Below are 20,316 nucleotides of genomic sequence, written 5' to 3'. Positions count from 1 at the left end.
GAATGCCGCCGCTCGGCAGGTCAGTCCCGTCTCGGCGTTACCTGCGCATGCTCCTGGATGCCGATCACATTGAAGAATACGGCCACCAGCTGGTGCAGCTGGCCGAACTGCAGCACATGGCCCAGCGACTGCATGTGGGCCGCCCAGTTGAGCACGGAGCCGGCCGCCGCAAAGTCCATGCGCACCAGCTGGGTGCAGTCGATGAACACCGGCTCGCCCAGGCTGGCGCCTTCCTGCACCGGGTCCAGCCAGGTGGAGGCATCGCCTTCGATGGTGCCGGACAGCGCAAATCGCACGGTATCCGCCGGGGCGGCAGCGCCCGGCTGCACAGGGGCTTGTGCACCGCCGGACTCGACGGCTTGCGTCAGGCACTGGCAGACCGGGTCCGCCCATGCAGGTGGCGAGACTTCGTAGGTCACGCAGTAGTCCAGGGCCACCAGCTCGAAATCATCCTGCCGGTTCATCAGGCGCAGCACGGCCATGCGCAGGCGCCACCACAGCGTATCCACAGCGGAGTCGCCCGAGGGAGCCAGCGCGCCCAGCAGCGCCTGCAGCCGGTCCGCGTTGAGCAGCACGAATACGCCCTGGGAATCGGCCCATTGCTGAAGCAGCGCCTCCAAGGCGGTGGCTGCCGCCTCGTCGATGTGGGTCACGGCAGCCCAGTCCAGGGTCCAGGGACCGGCGGCCTTGGCCTGGGAGGCCTTCAGCGCCGTGACGGCGCTGGGCGTGACCTGGGCGGGAGCGCTCCAGCGCCAGCCGCGCCCTGCCGCTGCGCCGGGAAGGGGCGCCATCGCGGCGGTGCGCTGCTGCGGCATCGCGAACCACTGGGGAGCGGAGCGGCCGAAGCGCGCCGCGAATTCAATGCCGGCCTTGTCGAACTGCAGCGGGCGATCGGCCGCGCGGTACAGGTCCAGCAAGGCCAGCCAGACCGGCAGCTGCGCAGGCACATCGCGCCGCTCGATCAGCTCCAGCATGCCCTGCTCGGCGCCGTCCACGTCGCCATTGGCAAAGAGGATGGCCGGCTCTTCGAGGTCGGGATCGTGCTCGAACACCACGAAGGATGGCGGCACCATGTCCATGGGCTGCGGGGCAGAGACCTCGGTGGCCGCGAAGGCGGGCAGGAAATCGGTCGCTCCCTCCAATGGCCGCAGGGGGCGGGCCATGGGCATGGAATCCATGAGGGGAGCCGTGGAGACGGACGGCACCTGCGGCGCAGGTGCCAGGCTCATGGGCAAGGTGGTGGCAAAGGCCGCCACATCGCCGGCCGAGGCGATGGCCGCAGGCACCACGTCGCTGAGCATGGGGATCTGGCCCGGCGGCGGCTGCTTGCGAAACGACGCCGGCGCGGGGTTGCCGCCAGCGGGCAGCGCCATGGGAATGGTGGTGGCATCGGCCGCCTGCTTGCCCCGCCACCATTGCTGGGACATCTGGGCCTCGATCTCGTCGATCTTCTTGAGCGTGACGGCGCGCTCGCCGGAGGATTTGGAACTCAGCAGGCTGCTGAGGAATTGCGAGCCCTGCGCAGCCGGTCCGGGCACGCCGACACCGACAGATGCGCTGCCCGGCCGGGAGGCCTGTTGCAATTCGGCCTGGCGCAGGCGGCGCAGCTGGTCGAATTCGCGCTTGCGTACGAAGTCGTTGCGGCGCTTGCGCTCGATCATTTCCTTGAGCGCCTGCTTGCTGTACTGGCTCTCCTGGTCAGCGTCGAGGCCGTCGAGATCGGACCAATTGACCGTCGGGTGGCGCACAAAGCGCACCACCTTGGACAACAACCCTCCCGATTTGCTGCTCTCTTCTTTTGCCATGGCGAATCAGATTAGCACCACCGTTCCGAAGGCCGTTGCCGCAACTCAATCTCCGTACATCTTCTGCTTGAGCTCGCGTCGCTGCTGGGCCTCCAGCGACAGCGTGGCCGTGGGACGGGCCAGCAGGCGGCCCACGCCGATGGGCTCGCCGGTTTCGTCGCAGTAGCCGTAGTCGCCTGCGTCGATGCGTGCAATGGATTGCTCGATCTTCTTGAGCAGCTTGCGCTCGCGGTCGCGGGTGCGCAGTTCCAGCGCGTGCTCTTCCTCGATGGTGGCGCGGTCGGCCGGATCGGGAACCACCACGGTGTCCTCGCGCAGGTTTTCTGCCGTCTCGCCCGCGTTGGTGTGCATGTCGTGCTTGAGAGTGAGCAGCTTCAGGCGGAAAAACGCCATCTGCTTCTCATTCATGTAGTCGTCATCGGACATGGCCAGCACTTCGGCATCCGTCAGCTCCTCCGCCGACTTGGTCTTCCAGGCATTGGCCAGCTTGGGGTCTCGTTTCGTCGATCCCGACGAAGGCGTTTGCGTAGTGGTAGGCATAGTGTTGGTTTCGCTAACTTAGTCCGAGCCGGGGGCATCGGACGGGGCCATGGATGGTACTGTCAATCGAGGCGCCCGGGTCGAATGCCATGTAGGACAGCCGATCGCCGCAGTTGCGGAACCTGCCGGCTTCCCCTTGCGGCGGGGTGCGGCAATCCAGGCCGTGCGGCGGCCGTGCGTGCAAAGAGCCCTTTTCCAGCCGGCGCGGGAGGCCAGGTCGACGACGCCGACCGCAGTGCGGACCGCGGCCTTCTGGCTTGCAGCCGGGGCCTGGGCGGCCACTGACGGCTTCTTGCTGGATTCGGCGCTCACTTGCTGTCTCCTCACGGTATGGGCGACCCCTGCGGGGCAGTCCATTGGGCTTGGGGGCTCTCTTCAGGGGCGCGATTGTATCGATGCTCTACAGGAGCGCAAGCCGTTGCACATACCCCACATGAAAGCAGAGGAACCGCCTGCAGATGCGGGCGGCTCCTGCGTCAATCAGATGTCAGCAAAAACCATGTGATTCCTCACAAAAGTTCACAGACGGCTCAGACCAGGCACTGCTCCAGGCCCTGCAGGAAGATGTCCTGGGGCAGGTCGATGCCGATGAAGACCATCTTGCTCTGGCGCTTTTCGTCTTCGGCCCATTGCGGTCCCAGGTCGCTGCCCATGAGCTGGTGCACCCCCTGGAAGATGACCTTGCGCTCCGTGCCCTGCATGTTCAGCACGCCCTTGTAGCGCAGCATGCGCGGGCCATAGATGTTGACGATGGCGCCCAGGAAGTCCTCCAGGCGGGCAGGGTCGAACGCGCGGTCGGCACGGTAGACGAAGCTCTTGACGTCGTCATCGTGGTGATGGTGGTGAGGATGATTGCAGTGTTCGCCGTGCTCGTGATCATGGGCGTGGCTGTGGGCGTGGTCGTGCCCGCAGTTCTCGTCATGCTCGTGGTCATGGCTGCAGTGCTCGCCATGCTCGTGCTTGTGATCATGGCCGTGGTCGTCTTCCTTGAGGAAGTCGGGATCGATGTCCAGCTTGGCATTGAGGTTGAAGCCACGCAGGTCGAAGACTTCGTTCAGGGGCACTTCGCCGAAATGCACGGCGCGGATGGGCGCGCGCGGATTCATGTGCTTGAGGCGGTGGATGAGCGCGTTCTTCTCGTCCTCGCTGACCAGGTCGGTCTTGGACAGGAAGAGCTGGTCGGCAAAGCCGACCTGGCGGCGCGCTTCCTGGCGGTCGTCCAGCTGCTGGTTGGCGTGCTTGGCGTCGACCAGGGTCAGGATGGAGTCGATGAGATAGGTCTCGGCGATCTCGTCGTCCATGAAGAAGGTCTGGGCGACGGGACCGGGATCGGCCAGGCCCGTGGTCTCGATCACGATGCGGTCGAACTCCACCAGGCCCTTGCGGCGCTTGGAGGCCAGCAGCTGCAGGGTCTCGCGCAGGTCTTCGCGGATGGTGCAGCAGATGCAGCCGTTGCTCATCTGCAGGATCTGCTCTTTGGACTCCGTCTTGAGAATGTCGGTGTCGATGTTTTCCTCGCCGAACTCGTTCTCGATCACGGCGATCTTCATGCCGTGGGACTCGCTGAGCACGCGCTTGAGCAGCGTGGTCTTGCCCGAGCCCAGGAAGCCGGTAAGGATGGTGACGGGAATCAGTGCCATGGGATTGCTTTCAGAAAATTCAGCAAAGGGAAGCGGCAAGGCCCGTCCACCATGGACGGGCCTTGTCGAAAAGACGTTCCGAATAAGTTTAGCGAGCCTGTCAAGTGCTGTTTTGCCAGAGGGCTTGGCCTTTTTTATTCGAGGTTGTCCTTTTCAGGGGTTTCGCCGATTTCGCCGACTTGCCTGCTGTCGCCGCTCTTGCGGCGCGCGCGCGGGTGGGCGCTCTCGTAGGCCTGGGCCAGATGCTGGAAATCCAGGCGCGTGTAAATCTGCGTGGTCGAGATGCTGGCGTGGCCCAGCAGCTCCTGCACGGCGCGCAAATCGCCACTGGACTGCAGCATGTGGCTGGCGAACGAATGCCGCAGCACATGGGGATGGACACCGGCCGAAAGGCCGGCCTGCTGCCCGCGCTGGCGCAGCCGCGCCCAGACCGACTGCGCGCCCAGGCGCTCGCCGCGCCGGCCGATGAAAAGGGCGGGTTCGTGCTGCGCAGCCTGCGCGGCCGCACCCGCAAGACCCGTTTCCCGAAGGGCCAGCCAGCGCTGCAGCGCCTGCAGCGCGGCCGCTCCCACGGGCACGGTGCGGCGCTTGCCGCCCTTGCCCTGCACGTGGGCGTCGGCGGACTGCAGGTCTATCCAGCCTCGGCCCTGGCGCTGCGTGTCCTGGCCGGGCGCCACGTCCAGGCCCACCAGCTCGCCCACGCGCAGGCCGCAGCTGTACAGCAATTCGGTGATGGCGGCGTCGCGCGCCTCGATCCAGGGGTCGGCATCGGCGTTGCCGAAGGCGGCCAGCTGCACGGCGTCATCCACGCCCAATGCCTTGGGCAGGGGTTTGGGGGCCTTGGGGCCGCGCACGCCCTCCACAGGATTGAAAGGCACCAGCGACTGCTGGGCCGCCCAGCGGAAGAAGCTGCGCCAGCCGGACAGGATGAGCGCAATGCCGCGCGGGCTGCGGCCCCGGGAATGCATCCGGGCCACGAAGCGGCGGATGTGGGCGGGCTGCAGCGCCAGCAGTTCCTGGCCGGCGTCGCGGGCCATGGCGCACAGCCTGGCCATGTCCAACGCATAGAGCTCGCAGGTGCGGTCGGCCAGGCGCTTTTGCACGCGCACATGCTCCAGATAGGCATGGACGGCGGAGGGGAGCAGCGCCAAGTCTTCTGCCTCCAGATCCTCTGCCGGAAGGCCGCCTTCCGGGAGCCCGTCCCTGTCCGATGCCCCCGGCATGGGCTTTCAGCCGATCAGCCGCGCGCCAGGGTCAGCGCCACGGGCCGCATGCGCGAGAGGGCCGCGCTGGCCAGGGCCGCGATGCGCGAGAGGAATTCCGTGCCCATGGTGGCCTCGAAGCGCAACGGATCGGGCGAGCCCAGGACCAGCATGCCGAAGGCATGGGCCGGGTTGCCGGGGTCGCCATCGTGCAGGGTGAGCAGGGCCAGGGACTGGGCCGCGTCGGGATCGACCAGCCAGCCGCCGGGCTCGAAGCCCATGTTGGGGCCGCAAAACGGCATGGTCAGCGAGGCAGCGAAGGACTTGGCATCGTCGCTGACGCCCATGGTGTAGATGCTGCTGGTCTGCGCGCCGGAGACGTTCCACAGGCGCAGGGCCACCTGGGGCACCTCGAAGACATGCTGCAGGCTGGCCGTCAGCGCATGGGGCAGTTCGCGCAGGTCCTGGACCTTGGCCAGGGCGCAGCTCCAGGCGTGCAGCTTGTCGGCGATGGAGGCGTTCTCGCTGCTGTGCCGCATCATGTCCATGATGCGGTGCTCCAGGCCCTTGATCTTCTCGCGCAGCATCTCGGCCTGGCGTTCCTGCAGGCTGACGGTGCGCGGGCTGTGGCTGCTGACCAGCTGCACGCGCGCGAGCATCTCGGCGTGGCGCTCGAAGAATTCCGGATGGTTCAGCAGGTAGTCGGCAATCGTCTCTTCGGTGACGGCGATATCGGTAGTGCTGTTCATGGCTGGTCGGGAACCTCGATCTGTCCTTCAAAAACAAACTCTGCGGGGCCGGTCATGCGCACTGCGCCGCCGTCCCACTCGATGGTCAGCCGGCCGCCGCGGGTGTGCACATCGACGCGCGCGTCGAGCAGCCCCCAGCGGATGCCGGCCACCACGGCCGCGCAGGCGCCCGTGCCGCAGGCCAGCGTCTCGCCGGCACCGCGCTCGTACACACGCAGCCGGATCTGGCCGCGATCGACGATCTGCATGAATCCCGCATTGACGCGCTGGGGAAAGCGCGCATGGCGCTCGATCAGCGGGCCCCAGGTGGCCACGGGCGCATGGTCCACATCGTCGACCAGCTGCACCGCATGCGGGTTGCCCATGGAAACGGGGGCGATCCAGACCGTGGCTTCGTCGCCCAGTTGCAGGGGCCATTGCTGCGCCGCACCCAGCGGGCGGGGAACCAGGCCTGCACCATCGAAGGGCACCAGGGCGGGCTCCAGCACGGGCTGGCCCATGTCCACGGTGACGCGGCCATCGGCATGCAGCTCGGGGGCGATGAGGCCGGCCAGCGTCTGCACGCGGATGACGGACTTGTCCGTCAGACCCTTGTCGTGCACATAGCGGGCAAAGCAGCGCGCACCGTTGCCGCACTGCTCGACCTCGCCGCCGTCGGCGTTGTGGATCACGTATTCGAAGTCGATGCCTTCGGCGGGCGAGGGCCGCACCGTGAGGATCTGGTCGGCGCCCACGCCGAATTGGCGGTGGGCCAGAAAGCGGTACTGGGCTGCGCTCAGGCCCAGCGGGCCGGCGGTTTCGTCAAGGACCACGAAATCGTTGCCAGCGCCCTGCATCTTGGTAAAGCGGATCTGCATCCCGCGATTATCCCCTGCACGGCAGCCTCATGGCGCAATCCGGGGCATGCCCTGGTGCAGAGCGCCATCCAGCCGCCTGCGTCTCCGGCGCAACAGCACGATGCAGGTCCATCCGCATAATGCCCCCATGACCCGCCCCAGCCAGCTCCTGCACCCCCAGCGCCAGCCCGTAGACACGCTCAAGGCCTCCACCGTTTTGCTGATGCGCGACCGCGCCGATGGCAGCGGACTGGAGGTGCTCATGACAAGGCGCTCGCCCAAGGCCAGCTTCGTGCCCAGCGCCTATGTCTTCCCGGGCGGCGGCATCGAGGCCCAGGACGCCGCCGACGCCGCCCATGCCTGCGCCAGCACCCGCCCCGCCCAGGCCGGCGATGGCCTGCGCGTCACCCAGGCCATCGCCGGCCTGCGCGAGACTTTCGAGGAGCTCGGCATTTTGCTGGCCCACGATGCCCAGGGCCGACCGGTATCGGCCGCCGAGCTGGCCACGCTGGACCGCAATGCTCCCCTGGTTCCCCAGTGCGAGGCACGCGGCCTGCGCCTGGCCGTGGATGCGCTGTGGTACCTGGCCCACTGGACGGCCGACCGCGACCTGCCCCGGCGCTTCGATGTGCCTTTCTTCGTGGCGCGCATGCCCGAAGGCCAGGAGCCTGACGCCGACGGATCGGAACAGTTCGAGCCCATCTGGGTGAGCCCCCAGCAAGCGCTGGAGCGCCACCGCGCCGGTAGCTTTCCCATGATCTTTCCCACCATCCGCACGCTGGACCGGCTCAGCCGCTTCGCGGGCACCGATGCCGTGTTCGCCGCCCTGCAAGGCGAGCGGCCGCTGTGGCAGTGCTGCCCGCGCACCGGCTTTCTCGATGGCAAGGAAGCCCGCCACATGGAGGACGAGGCCCCCTTCGGCGAGCTGGAAATGGTCTGCCCGGACGGCCAGATCCTGCACACGCTGGACTGGCAGAGCGAGCGCGCCGTGCCCCTGCGCAAGAACCTGCTGCGCCTGACGGCCCCCAACCCCGGCGTGATGACCGGCCCCGGCACCAACAGCTATCTGGTGGGCGATGCCGCCACGGGCTACATCTGCATCGATCCCGGCCCGGCCGACGCCGCCCATGTGCAGCGCCTGTTCGAGGCGGCCGGCGGCGACATACGCCACATCCTGTGCACCCACTCCCATGCCGACCATTCGCCGGGCGCTGCCCTGCTGCAGGCGCTGGCGGTGCAGGCCGGCAAGCCACGCCCGGCCATCGGCGGCCTGCCTTCGGCACCCACGGCCCGGCCGGCCAGCCGCTTCACGCCAGACCACGTGCTGGCAGATGGCCAGCGCATCGCCGTGCAGGATGCGCAAGGCACCGTCACCCACACGCTGCAGGCCGTGTTCACGCCGGGCCATGCGGCCAACCACGTGTGCTTTCTGCTGGAGGAAGATGCCCTGCTGTTCAGCGGCGACCACATCCTCAACGGCAGCACCACCATCATCGATCCGCCCGACGGCAACATGCGCGAGTACATCGATTCGCTGGACAGGCTGGACGCGCTGTGCGCCGCGCACGATGCGCGCTTCATCCTGCCGGCCCATGGCTATGTGCTGGGCTTTGCGCGCCAGGCGATCGCCAAGCTGAAGGCCCACCGGCTGGCGCGCGAGGCCAAGGTGCTGGCCGCCATGCAAAGACAGCCCGACGGCAGCGTGCAGGACTGGGTGCGCCTGGCCTATGACGACGCCCCGCCGCAGCTGTGGCCGATTGCCGAGCGCTCGCTGCTGGCGCATGTGGAGCGCATCCGTGCGCTGTGCGGGCGGCAATGACCGGCAATGACCGACGACGCGCGCGGGGCCTGGTATCTGGTTAAGCTGCGCGCATGTCTGAATCTGAAAGCGTTCGCCTGGCCAAGCGCCTGGCCGAACAGGAACAATGCTCGCGCCGCGAGGCCGAGCTGCATATCACCGCCGGCAACGTCCAGGTGGACGGCAAGGTCGTGCAACTGCCCGAGACGCGCGTGCGCCCCGAGCAGCAGGTCACGCTGCGCAGCGGCGCCCAGCCCGAGGCCGTGCCGCCCGTCACCCTGCTGATGAACAAGCCTGCGGGCTATACCCAGGGCCGGCCCTATGGCCGGGTGCGCAGCGCCCACTCCCTGCTGGGCGAAGCCAGCATGGCCCAGGTGGACACGCCCATGCCGCTGCTGGTGCTGGCCCAGCACTTCAAGAACCTGGAATCCTTCCTGCCCCTGCCGCTGCCTGCCAGCGGCCTCATCGTCTACACCCAGGACAAGCGCGTGGCGCGCAAGCTGGGCGAGGAAGGCATGTGGCTGGAGCAGGAATGCATCGTCGGCGTCGAGGGCCAGATCCACGAGGACGGCCTGGAGCTGATGAAGGCCGGCCTGCCGATCGGCAAGCGCCAGCTGCCGCCCTGCCGCGTGAGCTGGCAGAACGAGAACCATCTGCGCTTTGCGCTCAAGGGCATCGCTCCCGACGAGATCGATGCCATGTGCACCGAAGTGGGCCTGCGCGTGGTCAGCCTGCGCCGCCTGCGCATTGGCCGCCTCTCTCTGGCCAAGGTGCCCGAAGGCCAGTGGCGCTATCTGATGCCCTGGGAGCGGTTCTAGGCCGGCATTGCCGGGTGCGCGGCGGGCAGCACATTCGGCAAATGAGAATCATTTCATAGAATGCGGGATTCCCGTGCTGCCTTCGGGCCTCCCGCATGCCTGCGCCCGCCTCTTCCTCCTCTTCCCTGTTGAGCACCTTCCAGGACAGCTACCACGAGCTGGTGCGCTTCGTGGCGCGCCGCGCCGGCCCGCAGGCCGCGCGTGACCTGGTGCATGACGCCTGGATACGCCTGGCCGAACGCCAGCGCGTCGAAAGCGATGCGCCAGCCGCGCCTATCTCTACGCGGTGATGGAGAACATCGCCATCGACCACCTGCGCCATGGCCAGCGCACGGCCGAGCGATTTGACACCAGCGCGAGGGAAGGCGAGCCGCCCTCCCCCCTCAGCCCCGATGTGGCCGACACCCATTCCTACCGCCAGGCCCTGGCCGGGGTCGAAGGCGCCCTGGCGCAGTTGCCCGCGCGCTGCCGCGACATCTTCCTGGCCGACCGCATCGAGGGCGCCTCGCATGCCGAGCTGGCCGAGCGCCACGGCGTCTCGGTCAAAACCGTGGAACGCGAAGTCATGCGCGCCATGGACAGCGTGGAAGCCTCGCTGCACCGCTGGCGCGGAGACACCGCCGCACCCGCACCACGCACGGGCCGCCGCCGCGCCCTGTCCACCCTGCTGGGGATGGCGGGCCTGGGTGTCGGCAGCCCGGCGATCTGGCTGGCCTGGCGCCAGTGGATGCCGCAGTACCAGGTGCGGCTGGCCACGGCCACCGGCCGCCTGCTGAACCAGCCCCTGCCCGACGGCAGCACCCTGACGCTGGACGCCGCCAGCCGCGCCGAGGTGGACTTCTACGCCACGCGCCGCCAGGTGCGGCTGCTGGCCGGCAGCGCCTTCTTCGCCGTGGCGCGCGACACGGAACGGCCCTTCGTGGTCCAGGCAGCGGACGTACAGGTCACCGTGCTGGGCACGCGCTTCGAGGTGGCGCTGGAGGACGATGCGGTGCTGGTCGCCGTCGATACGGGCCGCGTGCAGGTGCGCGACGGCAGCGGCGCCCGGCATGCACTGGGCGCAGGCCAGATGCTGCGCCTGGCGCCAGGCCAGACGGCCGCCGTGCAAACGGTTGCGGCAGTGGCCGCCTGGCGCGAGGGCTGGCTGGACTTCCAGAACACGCCGCTGGCCGAGGTCGCCCGCCGCCTGGAGCGCTACAGCCTGCAGCCACTGCGCGTGGAGCCTGACGCCGCCGCCCTGCCCGTGCTGGGGCGCGTGCGCATTGCGGCGGCCCAGGGCTGGCTGCGCATGCTGCCGCGCACCCTGCCGGTCAGCGTGCAGGAAGAGGTGCAGGAAAAGGAGCAGGGACCGGGAACCGGGCGCACCCTGGTCATCCGCCGCCGCAGCTGATGCGCCCATGGCCCCGGAATGCACGGCGCATGCGCACCAGGCGTGAGGGAATGTCTGCGCCCGTTCGTATAGGCATGAGGACCCGGGAACGCGACGCATTCGCAGCCCGGGAATCGCCATTGCCCAGATCCGCCACGGGACCTTCCATGTCTTCATTCCCCTCCAAGCCTTCCCGCCTTGCCCGCCACCATGCCGTTGCCGCGGCCATCGCGCTGCTGGCCGTGCAGCTTTCTCCAGCCGCTCTGGCCCAGGCGACACCGACCACAGCCACGGCCGCCAGCACCGACTTCCACATTCCCGCCCAGCCGCTGGACCAGGCGCTGGCCCAACTGGCCCGCCAGGCCGGCCTGCAGCTGCTGGCCGCGCCTGAACCGGTACAGGGCCGCCGTGCGCCCGCCGTGGAAGGGCGCCTGAGCACCGCCGCCGCCGTGGCCCGGCTGCTGCGCGGCAGCGGGCTGGAAGGCCATGTGAGCCAGGGCACGCTGGTGGTGGAAAAGCCCGCCGGCACCGTGGCCCTGCCCGAAGTCACGGTGTCCGCCGTGGGCGAGACCACGACCACCGAGGGCTCGGGCTCCTACACCACGGGGCTGATGAGCACCTCGACCAAGCTGCCGCTGTCCATCCGCGAGACGCCCCAGTCCCTCACCGTGGTCACGCGCCAGAAGATGGACGACCAGGGCATGCTGTCCATCGACGACGTGGCCAACAGCGCCACCGGCATCACCATCAACCGCTGGAGCGACGACCGGGCGCGCTACTTCTCGCGCGGGTTCGTGATCGGTTCGTTCCTGCAGGACGGCGTGCCCGTCTCGTATGAAACCGACACCTCCACCTACGACACCATGGCCATGTACGACCACGTGGAAGTGGTGCGCGGCCCCACGGGGCTGATGACGGGCGTGGGCGACCCTTCGGGCACCATCAACTTCGTGCGCAAGCGCGCGCCGCGCACCACCCAGCGCTCGGTCACCCTGCGCGGCGGCAGCTGGAACCAGGCCGTGGGCGAGCTCGATGTGGGCGGCGCCCTCAACGAGGACGGTTCGGCACGCGGGCGTGTGGTGGCCTCGGCCCAGTCGCGCGACCACTTCATTGATGGCTATAGCAGCCGCCGCCAGCTGTTGTACGGCACCGCCGAGTTCGACCTGGGGCGCGACACCACGCTGAGCGTGGGCGGCTCCTATGTGAACGAAGACAACCCCGGCTCGCAATGGATGGGCGTGCCGATGGGCTTCGATGGCTCCTTCCTCGACATTGCGCGATCCAGGCGTTTCTCTCCCTCCTGGAGCAAATGGGACAAGAAGGAGGTCAGCCTGTTCGCCGACCTGGAGCACCGCTTCGACAACGGCTGGAAGGCCAGGCTGGCTGCGCGCGCCCTGCAGGCCCAGTCCGCGCTGGACGGCGCCTACCTGGTCTCGGGCGGCCAGGACGAACAGGGCCGCACGCGCTACGACGTGGCCGGCGGCCTGTACGACTACGACAAGAGCCAGCTCAGCCTCGATGCCTCGGCCCAGGGCCCCGTGCGCCTGTTCGGCCGCGAGCATGACCTGGCCTTCGGCCTCAGCCGCCGCACCATCCGCTGGAGCGACCAGGGCTACAGCTACCTGTCGCCCACGGGGGAATGGCTGATCGCCAATGGCGTCGATCCCTATACCTGGAACCCCGACTCGCTGGACCGCTCCGGCCTGCTGGCCGAAGACCTGTGGACTCGCCGCCAGAAGACCACGCTCACCTCGGCCTACGCCACGGGCCGCTTCCTTCTGGCCGAGCCGCTGAACCTGATCGCCGGCGCGCGCCTGGACTGGTACGACTTCACCAACGCCCAGCGCCAGGGCAGCTGGAGCCGGGAGCGCGAATTCAGCGAGAAAGCCCATGCCACGCCCTATGCGGCGCTGACCTATGACATCAGCAAGACCTACTCGGCCTATGCCAGCTACACCAGCATCTTCCGGCCGCAGGATTTTCTGGATGTCTCGGGCAGCATGCTGGCGCCGGTGGAGGGCCGCAACTTCGAGCTGGGCCTCAAGGGCAGCTACCTGGACGAGCGCGTGAACCTGGCCGTTGCCGTGTTCAACACCACGCAGGACAACCTGCCCCAGGCCATCGCGGACATCAACTCCTGCACGGTGAAGACCAATTGCTACCGCTCCGTCGGCAAGGTCAGGAGCAAGGGGCTGGACGTGGACATCAGCGGCGAGATCCTGCCGCGCCTGAACGCCGGCCTTGGCTATACCTTCACCCAGGCCGAGATCGCCAGCGACAGCACCGACGGCGCCAAGGGCGCGCCCTATGCCAGCTACACGCCGCGCCACCAGCTCAAGCTGTCGGCCATGTACCACCTGGGCGGCGAGCTGGGCGCATGGCGCGTGGGCGGCGGCCTGCGCTACCAGAGCCGCACCACGTCCGAGTCGCTGACCAGCGCCGAGGGCTATGCAATCCGCCAGCCCGCCCATGCCGTGGCCGACCTGGTCATCGGCTATCGGGTGAACCGGCAGCTGGACCTGCAGATGAACATCAGCAACCTGTTCGACCGCCGCTATTTCGAGACCCTGGGCACGAACAACGGCGGCAACTATTTCGGCGTGCCGCGCAGGCTGCTGCTGACGGCCAAATACCAGTTCTGAACCGCCCATGAAAATGCCCCGCCGGTGGCGGGGCATGGAAGAAAGTGTGAAGCGCGCCGATAAGCCGGATTCTGTGCACGCGGTTGCCCGCATGTGACCGCCATTAATCTGGGCCGGGCGTCGCCGCCCGGCTCGGTGCTACCTACCCGCACACTCCGGGGGCCCCGTCAACGTGTGCCTACTTGGTATTGCTGCGCGTAGAGATTGCCCGTTTCACCCGGGGACGCGTTCCGCGTCCCCGGGTGGCTATGGGGCCCAGGCTTTCGCCTGGGCGTCTGGCTTGCGCCATCCGTCGCCAGCTTGCGCTGGCACCCCATAGAACACCAAGTTGGCGGCACATGTCCCCGACTCGTCTCTGTTGCTCTGATCCTCACCTCACGGTGGACAGCCGTTAGCTGCTACGCTGCCCTGTGCAGTCCGGACGTTCCTCCAGTGCCGTGTTTCCACGATTGCACCAGCGGCGGTCTGGCGTGCTTCACGGGCGGCATTATCTCGCGGCTGGGGCCGGGCTGCAGACAGATGGCGCAACAGCCTCACGGAGGCATGCAGAACTCGCGGCGGAATTGTTCGGGTGAGGTGCCGGCCTCGCGCTGGAACATGGCGATGAAGGCCGAGGGCGTGCTGTAGCCCAGGTCATAGGCGATCTGCTGCACGCTCAGGCCGGCCTCCAGCGCATCGATGGCCAGCAGGTAGCGCATGCGCTGGCGCCATTCGCCCAGGCCCATGCCCAGCTCGCGCTGGCAGTGGCGCGCCAGGGTGCGCTCGGTCATGTGCACGCTGGCGGCCCATTGGGCCAGGCTGCGGTGGTCCTCGGGCGCAGCGCGCATGCGGGTCAGCACTTCGACCAGGGCCGGGTGTTCGGCGGCCGGCAGATAGCCGGGCTCCACGGGAACGGCCCGCAACTGGTCGTAGAGCACACGGGCCAGGCGCAGGTCGGCGTCGGTGGCGGGAATGTGCACGTCGCGCACGGCAAAGTCGGCCAGGATGGCCTTGACGATGGCGCCGATGCGCATGGAGCATGGCTGCGCCGGCAGCTCCCTGCACAGCGCAGGCGCCAGGTAGACCGAGCGGTAGACCACGGCGTGCGCCACATGGCAGCTGTGCACCACGCCGGGCGGCACCCAGACGCCGTACTGCGGCGGCGAGACCCAGCGCTGGCCTGCCGTGTCCATGCACATGCTGCCGTGGGGCGTGTAGTTCAGGTGACCCCAGCTGTGGCTGTGCGGCGGCACCTCGGTGTCGGCGCCGAATTCGTCGTAGCGGAAGTAGTACTCGCCCGGCACATCCTCGACGTTCTGGATGCGCATGGGCTTGCTGGGACGGGGCATGGCGGATGGTCCGGGTTGCGCTATCGATTGTCCGAAACCAGGGATGCACTCCAAGTCGGACAGAACGATCATAGGACCAGTCTTAGGAGTCTTCCAATGGGGTCTTACCTTTTCCCTTTGATCGCCGTGCTCATCTGGTCGGTCAATACCGTGGTCAGCAAGATGGCGGCCGACAGCATCGGCGCGGCCGAGATCGGTTTCTACCGCTGGCTGGTGGCAGCCGTGCTGTTCACGCCCTTCCTTTTGCCGTCCATCTGGCGCCAGCGCGCCGACATCCGGCCGCAGCTGCCGCGCCTCATCGTGCTGGGAATGCTGGGCATGGTGATCTACCAGAGCCTGGCCTATTACGCGGCCCATATGACATCGGCTACGCACATGGGCCTGATCGGCTCGCTCACGCCCATGATGGTGCTGGGCCTGTCCACCGCCATGCTGGGCCAGGCGTTGAGCCGGGGCGCCGTGCTGGGCTGCGTGCTGGCGATTGCGGGCGTGGCCCTGGTGGTGTCTTCGGGGCAGCCTGCCACCTTGCTCACCCAGGGCCTCAATGGCGGTGACGCGCTGATGTTCGTGGCCATGCTGGCCTATGCGGTCTACAACATCCTGCTCAAGCGCTGGCCCATGCCGCGCCTGGCCACGGTGCAACTGCTGTACCTGCAGATCCTGGTGGCCGTGATCGCGCAGCTGCCGCTGTTCCTGATGGCGCCGCGCACGGGGCTGAACGCGGCCAACCTGCCGCTGGTGGGCTTTGCGGGCATCATGGCCTCCATCGCCGCGCCGCTGCTGTGGATGATGTCGGTGGCGCGCATCGGGCCGGGCCGCTCCAGCATGTTCTTCAACCTGGTGCCCATCTTCACGGCCGTGATCGCCTTCATGGCATTGGGCGAGCCCCTGGCGGCCTACCACGCCGTGGGCGGCGTGCTGACCATCGGCGGCCTGCTGCTGGCCGAGCTGTGGAAGCAGCCTTTGCGCGCACCGCGTGCCGCCGCCACCGCCTGAAAAAATCAGGGTTTTCCCGAGCGCAAATGGTGCACGCATGCCGCATGCCGGTGCGGCGCCCGCACTATTGCTGCCCATAAGAATTTGCATTCAGGCCTGCTCATAATTTCTTGTTGGACAGCCCTGTCCTGCCTTTCGATACTGCCGCCAAAGGAACCGCTGCAAGCGCCAGACGCCTGAGGTTCCCACGACACACGGGCCCGGTCCCAGCGGCCTGGCCCGTGTGCCCGCTGCACTTTCGAAGACAGGAGACACCCATGAGCAGCCCGGCATCCGCCGCACATCCCCTCGCACAGAGCACAGGCGCCGGCGAGGCCGCGTCCCTCGACATGGACGCCACCTACCGCAAGATCGCCTGGCGCCTGATCCCTTTTCTGGTCCTGCTCTTCATCCTGGCCTGGATAGACCGCGTCAACGTCGGTTTCGCCAAGCTGCAGATGCTGGACGACCTGCAGTTCAGCGAGGCCATCTACGGCCTGGGCGCAGGCATCTTCTTCATCGGCTACTTTCTGTTCGAAGTGCCCAGCAACCTGCTGCTGGAGAAGATCGGCGCACGCAAGACGCTGGCGCGCATCACCATCCTGTGGGGCGCGGCCTCCATGGCCATGGCCTACGTGACCACGCCCACCATGTTCTACGTGCTGCGCTTCGTGCTGGGCGTGGTGGAGGCCGGCTTCTTCCCCGGCGTGGTGCTGTACCTGACCTACTGGTTCCCGGCCCGCGGCCGAGCAGCGCGCCGTGACCGCTGCCGTGGAGGCCGAGAACCAGGGCGGCCACAAGCATGTGTCCTTCCTGGACGCCTGCCGCAACTACCGCGTGTGGCTGTGCGCCGCCGTGTATTTCTGCATCGTCAGCGGCAACGCCACCATCGCGTTCTGGTCGCCGTCCATCATCAAGGAGATCGGCATCCAGAACACGCTGCAGATCGGCCTGATCTCGGCCATTCCCTTCCTGGCCGGCACGCTGGCCATGGTCTGGAATGGCATGCATTCGGACAAGACCGGCGAGCGCCGCATGCACTGCGCCCTGTCCGCACTGATCGCGGCGGCGGGCCTGATCCTCACGGGCCTGTTCCTGCACAACGCCGTGCTCGCCCTGTGCGCGCTGACGCTGGCCTCCATCGGCATCCTCGCGGCCTTTCCCGTGTTCTGGTCAATTCCTGCCGCCTTCCTGGCCGGCACGGCGGCGGCCGGCGGCATTGCGCTGATCAACTCCATCGGCAACCTGGCCGGCTTCGTGGCGCCCTACATGATCGGCGCGCTCAAGACCAGCACGGGATCGCTGTCCTCGGGCCTGTACTTCGTGGCAGCCCTCGAATTCCTGGCGGCCTTCCTGGTCGTGCTCTTCGTCAGGAAGCAGTGAGGCCTGCGCGTGCGGTGCCGCTCCACGCCCTCCGCACGCCACAGCCTGACTTCCGCGTTTTCTCACCGGGGCCCGCGGCCCCGAATTCCCCCTGGATCGCCTGCCATGCAACTGCAGTTCACCACCCCCGAAGGCCAGACCTTCGCCCCTGAATTCGACACCCTCATCGTCGCCGGCTGGGCCGGCCGCGACCGCGAGGCCATCGAGCACCACATCGAGGAGCTGGCCGCCATCGGCATCCCGCGCCCCAGCGCCGTGCCGCTGTACTACCGCATCTCCAGCAACCAGCTGAGCCAGCACAGCGCGCTGCAGGTGCTGGGCCCGGACTCCTCGGGCGAGGTCGAGGTCTTCGTGTTCACGCACGAAGGCGAGATGTTCGTGAGCCTGGCCTCCGACCACACGGACCGCAAGCTGGAAGCCTACAGCGTGGCCTTTTCCAAGCAGGCCTGCGTCAAGCCCGTGGCCACCCAGGCCTGGCGCTTTGCCGACGTGGCCGGCCACTGGGATGAGCTGGTCGTGCGCTCGTGGATCGTGGAAGACGGCCGCGAGGTGCTCTACCAGGAAGGCACGCTGGCCAGCCTGCGCACGCCCCAGGACCTGATCGCAGGCTTCACGGGCGGCAAGGATCTGCTGCCCGCAGGCTGCGGCATGACCTGCGGCACGGTGGGCGCCATCGGCGGCATCCGCCCCTCGACGCAGTTCTCCATGGAGCTGTACGATCCCCGCAGCCAGCGTTCCATCCGCCACAGCTACCGCAGCGAACTGCTGGACGTCGTGGCCTGAGCCGCGACTCCGATCCGCCCACGCCCGCCTTCACCCACAGGACTTCCCACATGACCCAAGCCCTCCCCCTGCCCAGCCTGGAACTGGCATCACAGCGCCTGCATGGCGGCGAAACCAACTCGGTGCAGCTGACCGAGCAGGCCCTGGCCCGCACCATGTCGGGGGAAGGCCCCAAGGTGTTCACGCGCGTGTTCCAGGGCGCGGCCCTGGCCGAGGCCCGCGCCAGCGACGTGCTGCGTGCGGCCGGACTGGCGCGCTCGCCCATCGAGGGCCTGCCGGTCTCGGTCAAGGACCTGTTCGACATCGCCGGCTTTCCCACGCTGGGCGGCTCGCGCCTGCTGGCCGACGCACCGCCCGCGCAGCGCACGGCCGAAGTGGTGCAGCGCCTGCGCCAGGCCGGCGCCGTCATCGTGGGCACGACCAACATGACCGAGTTCGCCTACTCTGGCCTGGGCATCAACCCGCACTACGGCACGCCGCGCAATCCCTGGCAGCGTGACGAGGGCGGCGGCCGCATCCCGGGTGGCTCGTCCTCGGGCGCGGCCATCTCGGTCACCGACGGCATGGCCATGGCGGCCATCGGCTCGGACACGGGCGGCTCGGTGCGCATTCCTTCGGCGCTGTGCGGGCTCACGGGCTTCAAGCCCACGGCGCGCCGCGTGAGCATGGAGGGCGTGCTGCCGCTGTCGGCCAACCTGGACTCCATCGGCCCGCTGGCCCCCAGCGTGCGCTGCTGCGCCACGCTGGACGCCATCCTCTCCGGCGAGCCGCTGGGCGAGCTGCATGCCGCCCCGCTGCAGGGCCTGCGCCTGCTGGCACCCACCAACGTGGTGCTGGACGGCATGGACGCCACCGTGGCCGCCGCCTGGGAGCGCGCCCTGTCCCTGCTGTCGCAGGCGGGCGCCCACATCACCCATGCCGTGGTCGCGCCCTTCGGCGAGCTGGCCGACATCAATTCCAAGGGTGGCTTCACGGCCGCCGAGGCCTGGGCCTGGCACCGCCACCACATCGCTACGCGCCTGTCCGAATACGACCCGCGCGTGGGCACGCGCATCCTGCGCGGCAAGGACATCAGCGCGGCCGACTACATCGACCTGCTGGCACGCCGCAGGCAGTGGATTGCCGCCGTGAGCGCCCAGATGGCCGACCATGACCTGATCGTCATGCCCACCGTGCCCGTGGTCGCCCCGAAGATCGCCGACCTCACGCAGAGCGACGAGGCCTACTTCGGCGCCAACGGCCTGATCCTGCGCAACCCCACGCTGATCAACTTCCTCGACGGCTGCGCCATCTCCCTGCCCTGCCACCGCGCAGGCGAGGCGCCCGTGGGCCTGAGCCTGGCCGGCCTCGGCGGGCAGGACCGGCGACTGCTGTCCGTGGCCCTGGCCGTGGAGCAGCTGCTGGCTTCGGCGCAGGGCTGATCGACCAGACGGCCTCGGGCCTAGCCGCCCAGGCCGCTGCCCGGCAGCCGCGCCACGGCCTGGCCGTGGTTCAGCGCAAAGGCGGCGGCGGTCTCCTCGGCCGCGCGCGCCACCACTTCGGTCAGCGGGTTCTGGTGGTCATTGCGGTAGCAGGCCACCAGCGGCAGCGAGGGGAACTCACGGTCCACGCGCAGCAGGCGCAGGCGCTGCTCGGCCAGCTCGCGCTGGATGATGGCCGGCGGCACGGCGGCCACGCCCAGGCCGTCACAGACCACGCGGATCATGGTGGCCACCGAGGCAATGCAGTTCAGGTGCACCGAGGCACTGCTTTCGGTGGAGAACAACTGCTCGATCACCGCATAGGGCTCGGAGCCGCGCGCAAAGCACATGATGGGAAAGGCCGCCAGCTCGGCCAGGCTCAGGGTCTCGTCGCCGATGCCCAGCTTGGGGCTGCCCACCCAGGCCATGGGAAATTCGCCCAGCGACAGATGGCCCACGCCGGCCGCCGTCACGGGCTTGGCCTGAAGCGACAGGTCCAGCTGCCCCTTCACCAATTGCTCGGACATGTGCAGCGTGGTGTCGCAGGCGATCTCCACCTGCAGGCGCGGATAGCGCTGCTGCAGCAGCGCCAGGAAATCGGGAAACCAGCTGTGCACGATGGACTCGATGGCGCCGATGCGGATCACGCCCGCATAGGCCTGCTTGTCCAGCATGTCCTCGCGCATCTCGCGCATGAGGCGCAGCATGCGCTCGGCATGGACCAGGGCCTTGGCGCCGTCGGCCGTGAGCGTGACCTCGCGCACGCCGCGGTCGAACAGGCGCACGCCGAACTCCTGCTCCAGCGTGGCGATGCGGCTGGAGACGGCGGCCTGCGTGGTGTACAGCCGCTCGGCCGTCATGCGGAAATTGCGCAGCTCGGCCAGCAGCACAAAGGTTTCCAGGAACCGTAGATTCATGCGGCGATGTTAGCCGTCCAGGCCATATCGATATAGCCCATGCATGGAACGCCTGCGTGCACAATGCTCCG

Annotated in this window: 16 protein-coding genes, 1 other RNA gene and 1 pseudogene; 9 read left to right on the top strand and 9 right to left on the bottom strand. The window is 68.2% G+C overall.

Features of this window, described 5'->3' with window-relative positions:
* Positions 1–20: 20 nt before the first annotated feature.
* The 6 genes from PO605_RS05120 to dapF all read right to left on the bottom strand — a co-directional run bounded on the left by PO605_RS05120 (position 21) and on the right by dapF (position 6,793).
* Complete coding sequence (locus PO605_RS05120) at positions 21–1,805, bottom strand: STAS domain-containing protein (RefSeq protein ID WP_016453128.1); 1,785 nt, start codon at positions 1,803–1,805, stop codon at positions 21–23.
* Between the two features lie 45 nt (positions 1,806–1,850).
* Positions 1,851–2,345: an RNA polymerase-binding protein DksA gene (dksA, locus tag PO605_RS30955; protein WP_016448042.1), complete on the bottom strand. Its 495-nt coding sequence runs from the start codon at positions 2,343–2,345 to the stop codon at positions 1,851–1,853.
* Between the two features lie 530 nt (positions 2,346–2,875).
* Positions 2,876–3,985, bottom strand: a complete 1,110-nt coding sequence (locus PO605_RS05110; RefSeq protein ID WP_047473781.1) for a CobW family GTP-binding protein — start codon at positions 3,983–3,985, stop codon at positions 2,876–2,878.
* A gap of 134 nt (positions 3,986–4,119) precedes the next feature.
* A complete protein-coding gene (locus PO605_RS05105; RefSeq protein WP_272206158.1) occupies positions 4,120–5,208 on the bottom strand; it encodes a tyrosine recombinase XerC in 1,089 nt (362 codons plus the stop codon).
* A gap of 14 nt (positions 5,209–5,222) precedes the next feature.
* The gene (locus PO605_RS05100; RefSeq protein ID WP_016448045.1) at positions 5,223–5,936 is read right to left on the bottom strand and encodes a DUF484 family protein; all 714 of its coding nucleotides are present in this window, start codon (positions 5,934–5,936) and stop codon (positions 5,223–5,225) included.
* Entirely contained in the window at positions 5,933–6,793 is an 861-nt protein-coding gene (gene dapF / locus PO605_RS05095; RefSeq protein ID WP_016448046.1) for a diaminopimelate epimerase, read from the bottom strand. The genes PO605_RS05100 and dapF overlap by 4 nt, the downstream gene beginning before the upstream one ends.
* Positions 6,794–6,920: 127 nt before the next feature.
* Between dapF and PO605_RS05090 the strand changes: the two genes are divergently transcribed.
* The 5 genes from PO605_RS05090 to PO605_RS05070 all read left to right on the top strand — a co-directional run bounded on the left by PO605_RS05090 (position 6,921) and on the right by PO605_RS05070 (position 13,399).
* Positions 6,921–8,591: an MBL fold metallo-hydrolase gene (locus PO605_RS05090; protein WP_047470957.1), complete on the top strand. Its 1,671-nt coding sequence runs from the start codon at positions 6,921–6,923 to the stop codon at positions 8,589–8,591.
* Between the two features lie 53 nt (positions 8,592–8,644).
* Positions 8,645–9,388: a pseudouridine synthase gene (locus tag PO605_RS05085; RefSeq protein ID WP_012203381.1), complete on the top strand. Its 744-nt coding sequence runs from the start codon at positions 8,645–8,647 to the stop codon at positions 9,386–9,388.
* Positions 9,389–9,483: 95 nt separating this feature from the next.
* On the top strand, positions 9,484–9,678 hold the full coding sequence (locus tag PO605_RS05080) for a hypothetical protein (RefSeq protein WP_047470961.1): 195 nt from the start codon (positions 9,484–9,486) through the stop codon (positions 9,676–9,678).
* On the top strand, positions 9,678–10,778 hold the full coding sequence (locus tag PO605_RS05075) for a FecR domain-containing protein (protein WP_231574388.1): 1,101 nt from the start codon (positions 9,678–9,680) through the stop codon (positions 10,776–10,778). Before PO605_RS05080 ends, PO605_RS05075 begins: the two co-directional genes overlap by 1 nt.
* A gap of 146 nt (positions 10,779–10,924) precedes the next feature.
* On the top strand, positions 10,925–13,399 hold the full coding sequence (locus tag PO605_RS05070; RefSeq protein ID WP_047470963.1) for a TonB-dependent siderophore receptor: 2,475 nt from the start codon (positions 10,925–10,927) through the stop codon (positions 13,397–13,399).
* A 44-nt stretch (positions 13,400–13,443) separates the two neighbouring features.
* Here the strand turns inward: PO605_RS05070 and rnpB are convergent.
* Positions 13,444–13,876: RNase P RNA component class A (rnpB, locus tag PO605_RS05065), an RNA gene on the bottom strand.
* Positions 13,877–13,932: 56 nt separating this feature from the next.
* Positions 13,933–14,727, bottom strand: a complete 795-nt coding sequence (locus tag PO605_RS05060) for an AraC family transcriptional regulator (RefSeq protein ID WP_016453123.1) — start codon at positions 14,725–14,727, stop codon at positions 13,933–13,935.
* 96 nt (positions 14,728–14,823) lie between these two features.
* On the opposite strand from PO605_RS05060, the gene PO605_RS05055 reads away from it, so the two are divergent.
* The 4 genes and pseudogenes from PO605_RS05055 (at position 14,824) to PO605_RS05040 (ending at position 19,289) form a co-directional block, all read left to right on the top strand.
* Positions 14,824–15,723: a DMT family transporter gene (locus tag PO605_RS05055; protein WP_034366269.1), complete on the top strand. Its 900-nt coding sequence runs from the start codon at positions 14,824–14,826 to the stop codon at positions 15,721–15,723.
* 257 nt (positions 15,724–15,980) lie between these two features.
* Positions 15,981–17,085 (top strand): annotated as a pseudogene (locus PO605_RS05050) (MFS transporter).
* 105 nt (positions 17,086–17,190) lie between these two features.
* Positions 17,191–17,868 (top strand): DUF2848 domain-containing protein, encoded by a 678-nt coding sequence (locus tag PO605_RS05045; protein WP_043822013.1) that lies wholly within the window; start codon positions 17,191–17,193, stop codon positions 17,866–17,868.
* A gap of 50 nt (positions 17,869–17,918) precedes the next feature.
* Positions 17,919–19,289, top strand: coding sequence for an amidase (locus PO605_RS05040; protein WP_047470970.1), 1,371 nt, complete (start codon positions 17,919–17,921; stop codon positions 19,287–19,289).
* 20 nt (positions 19,290–19,309) lie between these two features.
* On the opposite strand, the gene PO605_RS05035 is transcribed toward PO605_RS05040, so the two are convergent.
* Positions 19,310–20,245 carry a LysR family transcriptional regulator gene (locus tag PO605_RS05035; RefSeq protein ID WP_047470973.1) on the bottom strand — a complete coding sequence of 312 codons (936 nt, stop codon included), beginning with the start codon at positions 20,243–20,245 and terminating at the stop codon, positions 19,310–19,312.
* Between the last annotated feature and the right edge of the window lie 71 nt (positions 20,246–20,316).

The organism is Delftia sp. DT-2 (genome assembly GCF_028401915.1).
In the GTDB taxonomy this organism is placed as follows: Bacteria; Pseudomonadota; Gammaproteobacteria; order Burkholderiales; family Burkholderiaceae_C; genus Comamonas; species Comamonas tsuruhatensis.
This window is presented reverse-complemented; position numbering and strand designations above follow the sequence as displayed.